The organism is Bradyrhizobium sp. CIR48, from assembly GCF_014198315.1.
Lineage (GTDB): Bacteria > Pseudomonadota > Alphaproteobacteria > Rhizobiales > Xanthobacteraceae > Bradyrhizobium.
This window is the reverse complement of record NZ_JACIHG010000015.1, coordinates 13,090-27,291: the sequence shown is the minus strand read 5'-3', so window position 1 is coordinate 27,291 and position 14,202 is coordinate 13,090. Positions and strand designations below refer to the sequence as shown.

General features: G+C 65.0%; 13 protein-coding genes. 11 read left to right on the top strand and 2 right to left on the bottom strand.

Annotated elements, in window-relative coordinates; translation table 11 throughout:
* Window positions 1-67 precede the first annotated feature (67 nt).
* Window positions 68-967 carry a LysR substrate-binding domain-containing protein gene (locus GGD66_RS35330; protein ID WP_183261302.1) on the bottom strand — a complete coding sequence of 300 codons (900 nt, stop codon included), beginning with the start codon at window positions 965-967 and terminating at the stop codon, window positions 68-70.
* Window positions 968-1,237: 270 nt separating this feature from the next.
* On the opposite strand from GGD66_RS35330, the gene GGD66_RS35325 reads away from it, so the two are divergent.
* From GGD66_RS35325 to GGD66_RS35280, 10 genes are all read left to right on the top strand, one after another.
* A complete protein-coding gene (locus GGD66_RS35325; RefSeq protein ID WP_018317726.1) occupies window positions 1,238-2,272 on the top strand; it encodes an ABC transporter substrate-binding protein in 1,035 nt (344 codons plus the stop codon).
* A 24-nt stretch (window positions 2,273-2,296) separates the two neighbouring features.
* Complete coding sequence (locus GGD66_RS35320) at window positions 2,297-3,337, top strand: ABC transporter ATP-binding protein (RefSeq protein ID WP_183261299.1); 1,041 nt, start codon at window positions 2,297-2,299, stop codon at window positions 3,335-3,337.
* Window positions 3,334-4,209: an ABC transporter permease gene (locus tag GGD66_RS35315; RefSeq protein WP_183261297.1), complete on the top strand. Its 876-nt coding sequence runs from the start codon at window positions 3,334-3,336 to the stop codon at window positions 4,207-4,209. The genes GGD66_RS35320 and GGD66_RS35315 overlap by 4 nt, the downstream gene beginning before the upstream one ends.
* A complete protein-coding gene (locus tag GGD66_RS35310) occupies window positions 4,206-5,012 on the top strand; it encodes an ABC transporter permease (protein WP_091956396.1) in 807 nt (268 codons plus the stop codon). Before GGD66_RS35315 ends, GGD66_RS35310 begins: the two co-directional genes overlap by 4 nt.
* A gap of 8 nt (window positions 5,013-5,020) precedes the next feature.
* Complete coding sequence (locus GGD66_RS35305) at window positions 5,021-6,157, top strand: FAD-binding oxidoreductase (protein WP_183261295.1); 1,137 nt, start codon at window positions 5,021-5,023, stop codon at window positions 6,155-6,157.
* A 28-nt stretch (window positions 6,158-6,185) separates the two neighbouring features.
* On the top strand, window positions 6,186-6,482 hold the full coding sequence (locus GGD66_RS35300; RefSeq protein ID WP_018317731.1) for a (2Fe-2S)-binding protein: 297 nt from the start codon (window positions 6,186-6,188) through the stop codon (window positions 6,480-6,482).
* The gene (locus tag GGD66_RS35295) at window positions 6,479-7,897 is read left to right on the top strand and encodes an NAD(P)/FAD-dependent oxidoreductase (protein ID WP_183261293.1); all 1,419 of its coding nucleotides are present in this window, start codon (window positions 6,479-6,481) and stop codon (window positions 7,895-7,897) included. The genes GGD66_RS35300 and GGD66_RS35295 overlap by 4 nt, the downstream gene beginning before the upstream one ends.
* Entirely contained in the window at window positions 7,894-9,015 is a 1,122-nt protein-coding gene (locus GGD66_RS35290) for an FAD-binding oxidoreductase (RefSeq protein ID WP_183261291.1), read from the top strand. The genes GGD66_RS35295 and GGD66_RS35290 overlap by 4 nt, the downstream gene beginning before the upstream one ends.
* A 15-nt stretch (window positions 9,016-9,030) precedes the next feature.
* Entirely contained in the window at window positions 9,031-9,378 is a 348-nt protein-coding gene (locus GGD66_RS35285; RefSeq protein WP_018317734.1) for a RidA family protein, read from the top strand.
* A gap of 164 nt (window positions 9,379-9,542) precedes the next feature.
* Window positions 9,543-11,156: an ABC-F family ATP-binding cassette domain-containing protein gene (locus tag GGD66_RS35280; RefSeq protein ID WP_183261289.1), complete on the top strand. Its 1,614-nt coding sequence runs from the start codon at window positions 9,543-9,545 to the stop codon at window positions 11,154-11,156.
* Between the two features lie 186 nt (window positions 11,157-11,342).
* Here GGD66_RS35280 and GGD66_RS35275 read toward each other — a convergent pair whose 3' ends face one another.
* A complete protein-coding gene (locus tag GGD66_RS35275; RefSeq protein WP_018317736.1) occupies window positions 11,343-12,677 on the bottom strand; it encodes a dicarboxylate/amino acid:cation symporter in 1,335 nt (444 codons plus the stop codon).
* A 140-nt stretch (window positions 12,678-12,817) separates the two neighbouring features.
* Here GGD66_RS35275 and GGD66_RS35270 point away from each other — a divergent pair, with 140 nt between their 5' ends.
* Entirely contained in the window at window positions 12,818-14,137 is a 1,320-nt protein-coding gene (locus GGD66_RS35270) for a solute carrier family 23 protein (RefSeq protein ID WP_183261287.1), read from the top strand.
* The last annotated feature ends 65 nt before the right edge of the window (window positions 14,138-14,202 follow it).

Here is a 14,202-nt window from a genome sequence, read left to right as displayed (position 1 = left end):
TCCCCCGCAAGCGGGAGAGGTTGCAGCGAGTCCGCGGCCAGATCGTCCTACCCCAAAGGCATTCGGTCTAATCCTCAAACTCCATCAGCGCCTTGCGCATGGTCTCCACCAGATCCAGCGCCACCGGCGACGGACTGCGCTGTGCGGGAAATACCGCCGAGAATTCGAAGTCGATGCGCGGCAGGAAGCGCCGCACGACGACGCCGCGCGTGGCAAATTCCTGCGCGGTGAAGGGATCGCAGATCGAGACCCCGAGCCCGGATGACACCATCCCGCACATGATCTCCGACAGCGTGGTCTCCACCCGCAGCACGCGGCGGACGTCGCTGCGGTGAAAGACCTGGTCGACGAGGTGTCGGCTCGACGATCCCGCCGACAGCGAGATGAACGTCTCACCCTCGAAATCGCGTGGCTCCAGCACTTCTTTCTCCGCGAGGCGATGTCCGGTCGGCAGCACCGCGACGCGCGCCAGCGCCGGCAGCCGCAGGCTCGGCAGGCCGGAATGGGCAATCGGCACCTCGGCAAAGCCGATGTCGCATTGATTGTTCAAAACCCAGTCGACCACGATCGGCGAAATCACTCCGAAGAAGGCCAGGTTGAGGTTGGGCCGTTCCATCAGGAAATGCCCGGCAAGCCGCGGCAGATAGCCGTTCGCCAGCGCCGGCAGCGCGGCGATGCGCAGCGAGCCGGTGCGGCGTCCCCGGATTTCTTCGGCTGCAGCCGTGATGCGTTCGAGACCGACGAAGGACCGTTCGACCTCGGTGTAGAGCGCCATTGCCGCGGCGGTCGGCACGAGGCCGGTGCCGCGCCGCTCGAACAGCTCCATCTTCAACAGCGCCTGAAAGTCGCGCAGCAACCGGCTGACAGCCGGCTGCGTCACCACCATCAGCTTCGCGGCCTCGGTGACGCTGCCGGTCAACATCGTCGCGCGGAAGGCCTCCACCTGCCGCGAATTGATCCGCGCCATTCCGAACATCCATAACATTTAGGCATACAGAGGTTGCCATTATTCATTGGACGATGGAAGTATAGGTTGCGATCTTTTTCATCAGGACTGGAGACAGCCCGCTTTTTCGGCAGATTGGAGGGGTTCAAGCCTCCAGATCGCGCCAAAACCCGCCGAATGGGCGCCGGAGCCCTGTTTGGAGCGGGATTGCGCGGAAGGAAATGCGGAAGAGGCTTCAGCCAGCGAGACTCGTCGGCACGTCACCTCATTCCGGTATGGAGATCGGTCCACATGAAGACTCTTCGCCTTCTGACCGCGGTCAGCATCGCAGCGCTCATTGCCGCCCCCTCAGTCGCTTCGGCCCAGCAAAAAACGCTCTACGTCGCCGGCTATGGCGGCTCGTTCGAGAAGACGATCCGCGATGAGGTGATCCCTGCCTTCGAGAAGGAGAACGGCGTCAAGGTCGAGTACGTCGCCGGCAACTCCACCGACACGCTGGCAAAACTCCAGGCGCAGAAGGGCAACCAGCAGATCGACGTCGCCATCGTCGATGACGGCCCGATGTACCAGGCGATTCAGCTCGGCTTCTGCGGCAAGCTCGAGGGGCTGCCCGCCGATCTCTACGACACCGCGCGCTTCAAGGACGATCGCGCCGTCGCGATCGGCATCGTCGCGACCGGGCTGATGTACAACACGAAGGTGTTCAAGGAGAAAGGCTGGGCGCCGCCGACCTCCTGGAATGACCTGAAGGACACGAAATACGCCAAGCAGCTCGTGATCCCGCCGATCAACAACACCTACGGCCTCGAAGCGCTGGTGATGCTGTCGAAGATGAACGGCGGCGGCGAGACCAATGTCGATTCCGGCTTCAAGATCTTCAAGGAACAGATCAATCCGAACGTGCTCGCCTACGAGCCGTCGCCGGGCAAGATGACCGAGCTGTTCCAGTCCGGCCAGGCCGTGATCGCGGTGTGGGGCACCGGCCGCGTGCAGAGCTTTGCCAACACCGGCTTCCCTGTCGACTTCGTCTACCCGAAGGAAGGTGCCGCGACGCTGCTGACGACGGCCTGTCCGATCACCAAGCCCAACGCCTCGCCGCTGGCAGCAAGCTTCGTCAAGATGCTGCTCGACCCAAAAATCCAGCTCGTGATGCTGAAGGATTACGGCTACGGCCCGGTGCTGAAGTCGCTGGTGATCCCGCCCGAGCTCGGAAAGATGGCGCCGATCGGCGAGCGTGCGGCCAAGCTCTATAATCCGGACTGGACCGTCATCAACGAGAAGCGCGAGGAGTGGACCAAGCGCTGGAATCGCGAGGTCGAGCGTTGATCTGATCGTTCGCGGAGACAGCGTATGGCCTATCTCGAGCTCGATCGGGTCGCCAAGCAATTCGGGGCGCAGACTGTAGTCGACGACTTCAGTCTCGCCGTGAGGAAGGGGGAGTTCATCTCCTTCCTCGGCCCTTCCGGCTGCGGCAAGACCACGACGTTGCAGATGATCGCGGGTTTCCTCGATCCCACGCGCGGCGCCATCCGCCTCGAGGGCAAGGACCTGACCGCGATCCATCCGGCCAAGCGCGGGCTCGGTATCGTGTTCCAGAGCTACGCGCTGTTTCCGCACATGACGGCGGCGGAGAACGTCGCCTTCGGTCTCGAGATGCGCAACGTGCCGCGCGCTGAACGAGCCGAGCGCGTTCGTGCCGCGCTCGCGATGGTCGGCCTTGCCGGCTTTGAGGACCGTCATCCCCGCCGCATGTCCGGCGGCCAGCAGCAGCGCGTGGCACTCGCCCGCGCGCTGGTGATCAAGCCGAGCGTGCTCTTGCTCGACGAGCCGCTGTCCAATCTCGACGCAAAACTGCGCGAGGAGATGCAGATCGAGCTGCGCCAGATCCAGCGCACCATCGGCACCACCACCATCCTCGTCACCCACGACCAGAACGAGGCGATGTCGCTGTCCGACCGCATCGTGGTGATGAGCCAGGGCAAGATCGAGCAGATCGGCACGCCGCAGGAGACCTATGAGAAGCCGGCCTCGGCTTTCGTCTCGCAGTTCCTGGGCAAGACCAACGATTTTGCCGCGGCGGTCGATCGGACCGCCACGCCAGCGCGGGTGACGGCGGGCTCCTGGAGCGCGCCGGCCCCGGCGGGCCTCAGCGGCCCCGTCACTGTCAGCATCCGTCCTGAAAGAATCGGCTTCGGCGATGCCGGCCTCAGCGCAAAGATCGTCACGCGCATCTTCCAGGGCAATCACTGGCTGTTCCAGTGCGACAGCGAATGCGGCCCCGCGATCGTGATCCGCCAGAATGACGGCAAGGCGCAGCCGGCCGAAGGCGAGGCGGTTCGCCTCGCCTGGCGACCCGAAGACATGAGCGTCCGCGCGAGGGCCGGCGCATGAGCGCGGCCGCCGAGGAGCGCAGCCCGCGTGCGCCATGGGCGCTGACGGCGCCCGCCCTGATGCTGTTCGTCGGTGTGCTGCTGATTCCGCTGGCGATGACCGTGATGCTGTCGTTCCACGATTGGGGCCAGTACAAGGGCATCGAGCCGGTCTTCATCCTCAAGAACTGGCACGAGATCGCAACCGATCCCTATTACGCCGAGATGTTCTGGCGTACCTTTCGCATCGCGATCCTGACCACGCTGCTCACCGCGCTGCTCGGGGCGCCCGAAGCCTACATCCTCAACCGCATGAGCGGGCGCTGGAAGAGCTTCTTCCTGCTTGTCATTCTCGGACCGCTCTTGATCTCCGTGGTGGCGCGCACGCTGGGCTGGGCGCTGCTGTTTGGCGGCAACAACGGCCTCGTCAACAAGCTCCTGATGTCGCTTGGGGTGATGCGTTCCCCCATTCCCTTCATGTTTACCGAGACGGGCATGATCATCGCGCTCGCGCATGTGATGATGCCGTTCATGGTGCTCTCGGTGTGGGCGGCGCTGCAGCGGCTTGATCCGCAGATCGAGAATGCCGCGATGTCGCTCGGCGCGGGTCCAGCCACCATTATCCGGCGGATCATCATGCCGCAGATCATGCCGGGTGTGCTGTCGGGTGCGATCATCGTGTTTTCACTCTCGGCCAGCGCGTTTGCGACGCCCGCGATCATCGGCGGCCGCCGGCTCAAGGTCGCGGCGACGCTCGCCTATGACGAATTTCTCAACACGCTGAACTGGCCGCTGGGTGCGGCGGTCGCCACGCTCCTGCTGGTCGCGCTGGTGCTGATCGTCGTCGGCAGCAACGCGCTGATCGAGCGGCGCTACGCGGAGGTGTTCCGATGAGACGGAACGGCCCGCTGGCGCTGATCTTCCATACCTTCTTCGTCATCGTCATGGTGGCGCCGATCCTGGTGGTCTGTCTCGTCGCCTTCACGCCCGAAGGCTTCCTGTCACTGCCGACCAACGGCTTCTCGCTGCGCTGGTTCAGGACGATCGCGAACTATCCCGAATTCATCCACGCCTTCTGGGTCAGCCTTGGCCTCGGCGCGCTGTCATCCTTCGTCGCGCTGCTCTTCGCGGTGCCGGCGGCATTGGCGATCGCGCGCTATCGCTTCCGCGGCCGTGATGCGCTGGCCGCGCTGTTCCTCTCGCCGCTGATGATCCCGCATGTCGTGCTCGGCATCGCCTTCCTGCGCTTCTTCACCTCGGCCGGCCTCGGCGGCAGTTTTGCCGCGCTGATCATCGCGCATGTCATCATCGTGTTTCCGTTCGCGCTGCGGCTGACGCTTGCGGCCGCGACGGGCATGGACCGCACGGTCGAAATAGCCGCGGTCTCGCTCGGCGCCGGCGGCTGGACGCTGTTTCGCCGCGTGACCTTGCCGTTGATCCTGCCCGGCGTCATCAGCGGCTGGGCGCTCGCCTTCATCCAGTCCTTCGACGATCTGACCATGACCGTCTTCCTCGCGGCACCCGGTACCGAGACGTTGCCGGTGCGCATGTTCCTTTATATCCAGGACAACATCGATCCGCTGGTGACGTCGGTCTCGGCCTGCGTGATCGCTGTGACCATGACCGCTCTCATTCTGCTTGACCGCTTCTACGGGCTCGACCGCGTGCTCGCCGGCAAAGGCGATACGGGGCGATAGGAGAACTTATGCGAACGGATTACGACGTCGCCGTCATCGGCGGCGGGTTGCTCGGCTCCGCGATTGCCTGGGGCCTCGGCCGGCTCGGCAAGAAGGTTGCCGTGCTCGACGAAGGCGACATCACCAAGCGCGCCTCGCGTGCGAACTTTGCGCTGGTCTGGGTGCAGAGCAAGGGCCTCGGCATGCCCGCCTATACGGTCTGGACCGTGCAGGCGTCGCAGGCTTGGGGCCGGCTTGCTTCCGAGCTGAAGCAACAGACCGGCCTTGATGTCTCGCTTCAGCAGAATGGCGGCTTTCACCTCACGCTCGGCGAGGACGAGTTCGGCCAGCGAACCGAGCTGGTCAAGCGGATGCACAACCAGACCGGTGCTGCCGACTACAAGATGGAGATGCTCTCCGCATCCGAGGTGAAGAAGTCGCTGCCGCTGATCGGACCGGAGGTTTCCGGTGGCAGCTATTGCCCGCTCGACGGCCACGTCAATTCGCTGCGCACGTTCCGCGCCTTCCACACCGGCTTCAGGGCATTCGGCATCGACTATTTCCCGGAGCGTCCGGTCTCAGCGATCAGCAAGAGCGGCGGCGAATTCCGCCTGACCACGCCGCAGGGCGAGCTGCGCGCCGCCAAGATCGTGCTCGCCGCCGGTAATGCCAACCAGACGCTGGCGCCGATGGTCGGCCTCTACGCGCCGATGGGCCCGACCCGCGGCCAGATCGTGGTGACCGAGCGCACCATGCCGTTCCTGCCGCATCCCCTCACCACGATCCGCCAGACCGACGAAGGCACGGTGATGATCGGCGACAGCAAGGAAGACGAGCTCGACGATCGCGCGCTGAAGCATTCGATCAGCGCCGTGATGACCGATCGCGCGCAGCGCATGTTCCCGCATCTGTCGCGGCTCAACGTGGTCAGGAGCTGGGCCGGCATCCGCGTCATGCCGCAGGACGGTTTTCCGATCTATGACCAGTCGGAGACGCATCCCGGCGCATTCGTCGCCTGCTGCCATTCCGGCGTGACGCTGGCCTCCAACCATGCCTTCGAGATCGCGCGCATGGTCGCACAGGGCGCGCTCGAGCCGGAGCTGGTTGGTGCGTTCTCCGCCAGCCGGTTCGGCGACGCGGGGGCTGCGAACAACAGCGGCTATTAGAGAATTTTAAGGAGCCACGAGGCATCCCATGTTTAAGAGATCCGAACAGGACAAACGTCCGCAGGTGCAGATCCTCGTCGATGGCGTTGCCGTTGCCGCGCGCCAGGGCGACACCGTCTCTGCCGCGCTGCTGGCCTCCGGCTTGGACGCGCGGCGTTCGACTGCGGTGAGCGGCGCGCCGCGTCTGCCCTATTGCATGATGGGCGTCTGCTTCGACTGCCTCGTCACCATCGACGGTGTCGGCAACCGCCAGGGCTGCCTCGTGCCTGTCGCCGAGGGCATGCAGATCGAGATTCAGAAGGGCAAGCGGGAGATCGGAAAATGACTGTGGCTCCCAAACGCGAAGCCTATGATGTCGTGGTGATCGGCGCCGGGCCAGCGGGCCTTGCTGCCGCTGCGACCTCCGCCGAAGCCGGCCTCTCGACGTTGCTGCTCGACGAGAACATCGGCCCGGGCGGCCAGGTGTTCCGCGCAATTTCGTCCACACCGGTGACCGATCGCAATCAACTCGGCGCCGATTATTGGGTCGGTGCCGATCTCGTGCAGGCGCTGCGTACGACCAGCGCCGAGGTCATCCATCGTGCCACGGTCTGGAGCCTGGACCGCAACCTCGAGATCGCCGTCTCGGTCGGCGGCGCGTCCGCCTTCGTCAAGGCGCAGCGCGTGATCCTTGCGACCGGCGCACTGGAGCGGCCGTTTCCGATTCCCGGCTGGACGCTGCCGGGCGTGATGACCGCGGGTGCGGCGCAGACCATGCTGAAATCATCGGCGCTGGTGCCTGATGGCCGCACGGTGATCGCAGGGCAGGGGCCGCTGCTGTGGCTGCTCGCCGCGCAGATCCTGCGCCTCGGCGGCCGCATCGACCGCATCCTCGACACCACCGAGCGCGGCAATTACTTCGCAGCGCTGCCGCACGCCTTCGCCTTCCTGACCTCACCCTATTTCACCAAGGGCCTCGCGATGATGCGCGAGGTGAAGGCGAAGGTGCAGGTCGTCTCCGGCGTCACGGAGCTCTCGGCGGCTGGCGAGGGCCAGCTCGCCAGCGTCAGCTATGTTGCCGGCGGCAAGCGCGACACCATTCCCGCGGATTTGCTGCTGCTGCATCAGGGCGTCGTGCCCAACGTCAACCTCGCGATGTCCGCCGGTGTCGAGCATCGCTGGGACGATCTGCAACTGTGCTGGTCGCCGGTGCTGGACGCGAGCGGCAATTCGTCGGTCGCCGGCATTGCGATCGCGGGCGACGGCGCCGGCATCGGTGGTGCGAATGCCGCCGTGGTGCGCGGCTGCATCGCGGCGCGCGCGGCAGTCGAAGCGTTGGCACCCGCGGCTGCCGCAAAACTTCCGTCGATGACAGCGTTGCGTACCGATCTCGCCAAGGCCGAGCGTGGCCGCGTCTTCCTCGATACGCTGTTCCGCCCCGCGCCGCAGTTCCGTATTCCCTCGGGCGATACCATCGTCTGCCGCTGCGAGGAGGTGACCGCAAAGGACGTGCTCGATTCCGTCGCGATCGGCGCGACCGGGCCGAACCAGCTCAAGGCCTATCGGCGCACCGGCATGGGTCCGTGCCAGGGTCGGCTCTGCGGCCTCACCGTCACCGAGCTGATGGCGCAGGCGCGCGGCAAGACTCCGCAGGAGATCGGCTATTACCGGCTGCGCGCGCCGGTAAAGCCGATCACGCTCGCCGAGCTCGCGGCCGTTCCGAAGAGCGAGGCTGACGTCAAGGCGGTGGTGCGCGGATGACAAGATGCGTGGATGCGATCGTCGTCGGCGGCGGCATCCACGGATGCTCCACCGCGCTGCATTTGTGCCTTGCCGGCCTGAAGCCGGTGCTGATCGAGAAGGATTACGCCGGACGCCACGCCTCCGGCGTCAATGCTGGCGGCGTCCGCCAGCTCGCGCGACACATCCCGGAGATTCCGCTTTCGATCCGCTCGATGGGAATCTGGGAGAAGATCAGGGATCTGCTCGACGACGATTGCAGCTTCGAGAGCCACGGCCAGGTGCTGGTCGCCGAGAACGAGGAGGAGCTCAGCGTTTGTCGCGCGCGTGTGGCCGAACTCAATGCGCTCGGCTTCACCCACGAAGAGCTGATCGACGCGGCTGAATTGCGCCGGCTGGTGCCGGCGGTGGCTGAAAGCTGTCCCGGCGGGGTGGTCTCACGCCGCGACGGTGCCGCTAATCCGGCGCAGACGACGACGGCGTTCCGCCGCAGGGCCGAACAGCTCGGCGCGACCGTGCGCGAGGGCGTCGCCGCCAGCAACATCCGCTACAGCGATGGGCTCTGGCACGTCGATGTCGGCACCGAAACCTTTGCCGCGCCGGTGCTGGTCAACGCCGCCGGCGCCTGGGCCGGCAAGATCGCGGCTGCGCTCGGCGAGCCCGTGCCGGTCGAGACCGTGGCGCCGATGCTGATGATCACCTCGCGCGTGCCGCACTTCATCGACCCCGTCGTGATCCTGCGTGGGCGAAAGTTGTCCTTCAAGCAGTTCTCCAACGGCACGGTGCTGATCGGCGGCGGCCATCTGGCAACGCCTGATCAGGATCGCAACGAGACGGTGCTGGACTGGAAGAGCCTCGCCATCAGCGCCCGCACCGTGTTCGAGCTGTTCCCGGTGATGCGCAGCGCCACGATCGTCCGCGCCTGGGCCGGGATCGAAGCGAAGATGAAGGACGATATTCCCGTGTTCGGGCCGAGCAGCCGCCACAGGGGGCTCTATCACCAGTTCGGCTTCTCGCTGCACGGCTTTCAGCTCGGCCCCGGCGCCGGCGCTGTCATGGCTGAGCTGATCGTGAACGGCGGCACCCAGACCCGCGTCGGTGATCTCGGCATCGACCGCTTCCATCCCACTACGCTCTAGCAACAAGAGGACATCATGAGCATCACCCGCAGCATCCGCACGCCCATCATGCACCGGGCCGTCGAGGCTAACGGCTTTGTCTTCCTCGGCGGCACCATTGCCGACGACACCTCGGTCTCGATGGGCGAGCAGACCCGCAACATCCTCGGCAAGATCGCCGGCTATCTGAAGGAAGCCGGCACCGACAAGAGCCGCGTCGTCAGCGCCTCGATCTTCGTCACGGATCTCTCCAAGAAGAAGGAGATGGATGCGGCCTGGACCGAATTCTTCGGCGACAATCTGCCGACCCGCGCCACGGTCGGCGTTGCCGATCTCGGCGGCAGCGCGCTGATCGAGGTGGTGGTCACCGCACTGAAGGGCTGAACGCGACAGGGACGTCGGCGCTCTCCGGCGCCGGCGTCCCTCGCGCGGTGCCTTGATCTCGCCTTTGGAAGGTAATACTTAGAGGCTCCCTCAATCAGGACATTCGAGAGCCATGGATTTTACCCCGACCGCAAAGCCCATCCGCCTTGCTCACGGGGAATTCCATGCCTGCTTCAATCATCCTGTCGAATCTGTCGCTGTCCACGCCTGACGGCCGTTCTCTCTTTTCCAACCTCGATCTGACGTTCGGCGCCGAGCGGACCGGCCTCGTCGGCCGCAATGGCGTCGGGAAAACCACGCTGCTTGCATCGATCTCCGGGGAGCACCGTCCCCCCGCGGGACATGTCGCCGTCACCGGATCCGTTGGCTTGCTGCGCCAGGATGTCCAGCTCTCAGCGGGCGCGACGGTGGCCGATCTGTTCGGAGCGCGGGATCAACTCGCGTTGCTTCGCCAGGCTGAGCGCGGCGAAGCTTCGGCCGACGACCTCGCCGAGGTCGATTGGACTCTCGAAGCGCGCTTGCAAGTCGCCCTTGCACGTCTCGGGTTCGATCTCGCTCCCGAGACCGAACTGGAGCGGTTGTCCGGCGGCCAGATCACGCGGGTCCGTCTCGCCGCATTGGTCTTTGCCGAGCCTGACTTCCTGCTGCTGGACGAGCCCACCAACAACCTCGACCGGGACGGCCGCAAGGCCGTGATCGATCTGCTTGCGGCCTGGCGCGGTGGCGCGATCATCGTCAGCCACGACCGCAACCTACTCGAAGCGATGGATGCGATCGTCGAGCTGACCTCGCTCGGCGCAACGCGATACGGCGGCAATTGGAGCCGTTACCGCGAACAGAAAGCCGTCGAGCTCGCTGCCGTCAGGCACGACCTCGCGCATGCCGAGAGACGGCTATTCGAGATCGACGGCAAGGCGCAGGAGGCCGCGGAGAAGAAAGCGCGCAAGGACAGCGGCGGCAGGAAGAAGCGCGCCAAGGGCGACATGCCGCGCATCCTCGCCGGGGCGCGCAAGGATCGCAGCGAGGATACCGGCGGCAAGACCGCACAAATCGCCGAGCGGCAGCGCGCGGAGGCGCTTCAAGCCGTCGACGAGGCGCGCCGGCGCGTCGAAATTCTTCAGCCGCTCTCCGTCAAGCTGCCCGTGACCGGCCTGCCGGCCGGCAGGGAGGTGCTTTGGCTCGACGGCGTCAGCGCCGGCTACCGGCCGGAGCAACCGGTCCTGCGCGATCTCTCATTCGCCGTCGTCGGTCCGGAGCGCGTCGCGCTGGTCGGGCCCAACGGCTCGGGCAAGACGACACTGCTGAAGCTGATCGCGGGCGAGCTGCGTCCGCTCTTGGGCACCCTGCGGGTCAGGCCGGATTTCGCGCTGTTCGATCAGAAGGTCAGCCTGCTCGATCCCGCGTTCTCCATCCTGGACAATTTTCGGCGCCTCAATCCGAAGGCGGGCGCGAACGAATGCCATGCCGCGCTGGCGCGGTTCATGTTTCGGGCCGACGCCGCCTTACAGGCAGCCGGAAGCCTCAGTGGCGGGCAAATGTTTCGGGCGGGCCTCGCTTGCGTGCTGGGCGGGTCATCGCCGCCGTCGCTGCTGATCCTGGATGAGCCGACCAATCATCTCGACATCGAGTCCATCGAAGCGGTCGAAGCAGGCTTGATGGCCTATGACGGCGCGCTGCTCGTCGTCAGTCATGATGAAGCGTTCTTGCAGGCGATCGGGGTCACGCGACGGCTCGATCTCGCCGCCAAGGTCCTGCGCACTCATGGCGGGATCGTCTGATCCCGCCCGGCGGTCCTGATATGGCAGTGATTTTCAAAAACCCGACGCCCTGCCCCCAGCGCGTCGGGTGGAAAAAATGAGTATCAATCCGTGATCCCAACGCAACTGTTGTGACGCGTCCCGCAGCAATTGACCACTCCGGGAAACTACCGCGTCGGAATCGCGCTGAGCCCGCCGGTTTGCAACCTACGATGCTGCACTCCCGCCGGGCTCGAGCGCTTCGCCGATCTCGAGCGGATGGGCCATGGTCTCATGCAGCGCCTCGCGATCGAGCTCGCCTTCGGAGATGCTGATGACCACGCAGGCGACGCCGTTGCCGATCAGATTGGTCAGCGCGCGGCATTCGCTCATGAACTTGTCGATGCCGACAAGGATCGCGATAGACTGGATCGGGATGTCAGGCACGATCGAGAGCGTCGCGGCGAGCGTGATGAAGCCGGCGCCGGTCACGCCCGAGGCGCCCTTCGAGGTGATCATGGCGATGCCGAGGATGCCGAGCTCCTGCCAGATGGTCAGATGCGTGTTGGTCGCCTGCGCCAGAAACAGCGTCGCCAGCGTCATGTAGATGTTGGTGCCGTCGAGGTTGAAGCTGTAGCCGGTCGGAATCACGAGGCCGACCACCGAGCGCGAGGCGCCGAGATGCTCCATCTTCTGGATCATCTGCGGCAGCACCGTCTCGGAGGACGAGGTGCCGAGCACGATCAGCAGCTCGTCCTTGATGTAGGCGATGAAGCGGAGGATCGAGAAGCCGGCGAGCCGCGCGATCGCCCCTAACACCACGAGCACGAACAGCATGCTGGTGAGATAGAACGTGCCGATCAGGGCGGCGAGATTGATCAGCGAGCCGAGGCCGTAGGCGCCGACGGTGAAGGCCATCGCGCCAAACGCGCCGATCGGGGCGACGCGCACGATGATGCGGATGATGCCGAAGAACATCTTTGCGGCCTTGTCGATCGCGTCCGCAATGGGCTCGCCGGCTTTGCCGAGGAAGGCGATGGCGAAGCCGGACAGGATCGAGATCAGCAGCACCTGCAAAAGGTCGCCGCGCGCGATCGCGCCCAAATAGCTGTCGGGGATGATCGCCATCAGATGGGCGACGATGCCCTCTTCCTTGGCTTTGGTGACGTAGGTGGCCACCGAGTTCGGATCGATCGTGGCGGGATCGATGTTGAAGCCGTGCCCGGGCTGGAGAATCTCGCCGACCAGGAGGCCGACCGCGAGCGCGACGGTCGAGACCGTCTCGAAATAGATCAGCGACTTCAATCCGACCCGGCCGACCCTCTTGAGATCGCCCATCGAGGAGATGCCGTGCACCACGGTGCAGAAGATCACCGGCGCGATCATCATCTTGATCAGCGCGATGAAGCCGTCGCCGAGCGGCTTCAAGGCCTTGCCGAGATCGGGGTAGAAATAGCCGATCAGCACGCCGAGCACGATTGCGATCAGCACCTGCACGTAGAGGATCTTGTACCAGGGCTGATGCCGGCGATGGATGGCTGGCTGGATCGCGACTTGTGTCATAGAGTGGCCCCGGAACGCATTGATTTTGCGTGATTTCGATCTTGCATGGCTTGCATCATGTGATGGTCGCCGCAGAAGCGACAATCACATTTTTGTCTGTTCGCACGAAGATCGGTCGCTGCAGCGCAACTGGGGGGAACATGTCGACTTCATCAGGCTCCGGCCGGCAACAGCAAGGCTATTTCCCGCGTTGGACGTTGAAGACCTCAGGCGTGATCATGCCGGAGGAGCGGCTGTCATGGGGCCAGACCATCGTCTCCGGTCTCCAGCACTGCGTCGCGATGTCGGGCTCGACGATCATCGCGCCGCTGCTGATGGGCTTCGATCCCAATGTCGCCGTCCTGTTCTCCGGCATCGGCACGCTGATCTTCTTCGTCATCGTCGCCGGGCGCGTGCCGAGCTATCTCGGCTCGAGCTTCGCGTTCATCGCCGTCGTCATCGCCGCCACCGGCTATACCGGACAGGGGGCGAATCCCAATATTTCGATCGCGCTCGGCGGCATCGTCGGAGCCGGAGTGCTCTATGGTGTGATCGCGCTGATCGTGATGTGGTCGGGGGTCGGCTGGATCGAGCGGTTGCTGCCGCCGGCCGTCACCGGTGCTGTGGTCGCGGCGATCGGACTCAACCTCGCGCCCGTGGCGGTCAAGGCGGTGAGCGCGAATGCGTTCGACACCGGAATCGGTCTCGCGACCGTCCTGAACATCGGCGTGGTTGCCGTTGCAGCTCCAGGCCTGTGGCGCCGCCTGCCGATCATCCTCGGTGCGATCGGCGGATATCTTCTGTACCTGCTGTTCGCCAACGGCCTCGGTTTCGGCAAGCCGATCGACTTCGCGCAACTCTCAGCCGCGGCATGGTTCGGCATGCCGAGCTTCACCACGCCGACATTCCAGGCCGATGCGATCTTCCTGATCGCGCCGGTTGCGATCATTCTCGTCGCCGAGAATCTCGGTCACATCAAGGCCGTCGGCGCCATGACGGGCCGGAGTCTCGATGCCTATCTCGGCCGCGCCCTGTTCGCCGACAGCTTGGCTACCATCGTGGCGGCCTGCGGCGGCGGCACCGGCGTCACCACCTATGCCGAAAACATCGGCGTGATGGCGGCGACGAAGGTCTATTCGACATTGCTGTTTGCCTTCGCCGCCATCGTGTCGATCCTGCTCGGCTTCTCGCCGAAATTCGGCGCGCTGATCCTGTCGATCCCGGGGCCCGTCATTGGCGGCCTCTCGATCGTGCTGTTCGGGCTGATTGCGGCGATGGCCGGCCGGATCTGGGTCGAGAACAAGGTCGACTTCGCCAATCCTGCAAACCTGATCACCGTCGCCGTGGCGCTGACTGCCGGGGCGGGCGACCTCACGCTCAAATTCGGCGCGTTCACGATCGGCGGGATCGGCACCGCAACTTTTGGCGCCATCATCCTCTATCAGATCCTGACCTCGCCGCTGGCGCGGCGCGCGGAATGAATCCCAGGGATGCACGAAAGGGGATGGAACAAAACGCGCCGTCCGTCGATGATGAGCATCCCCGG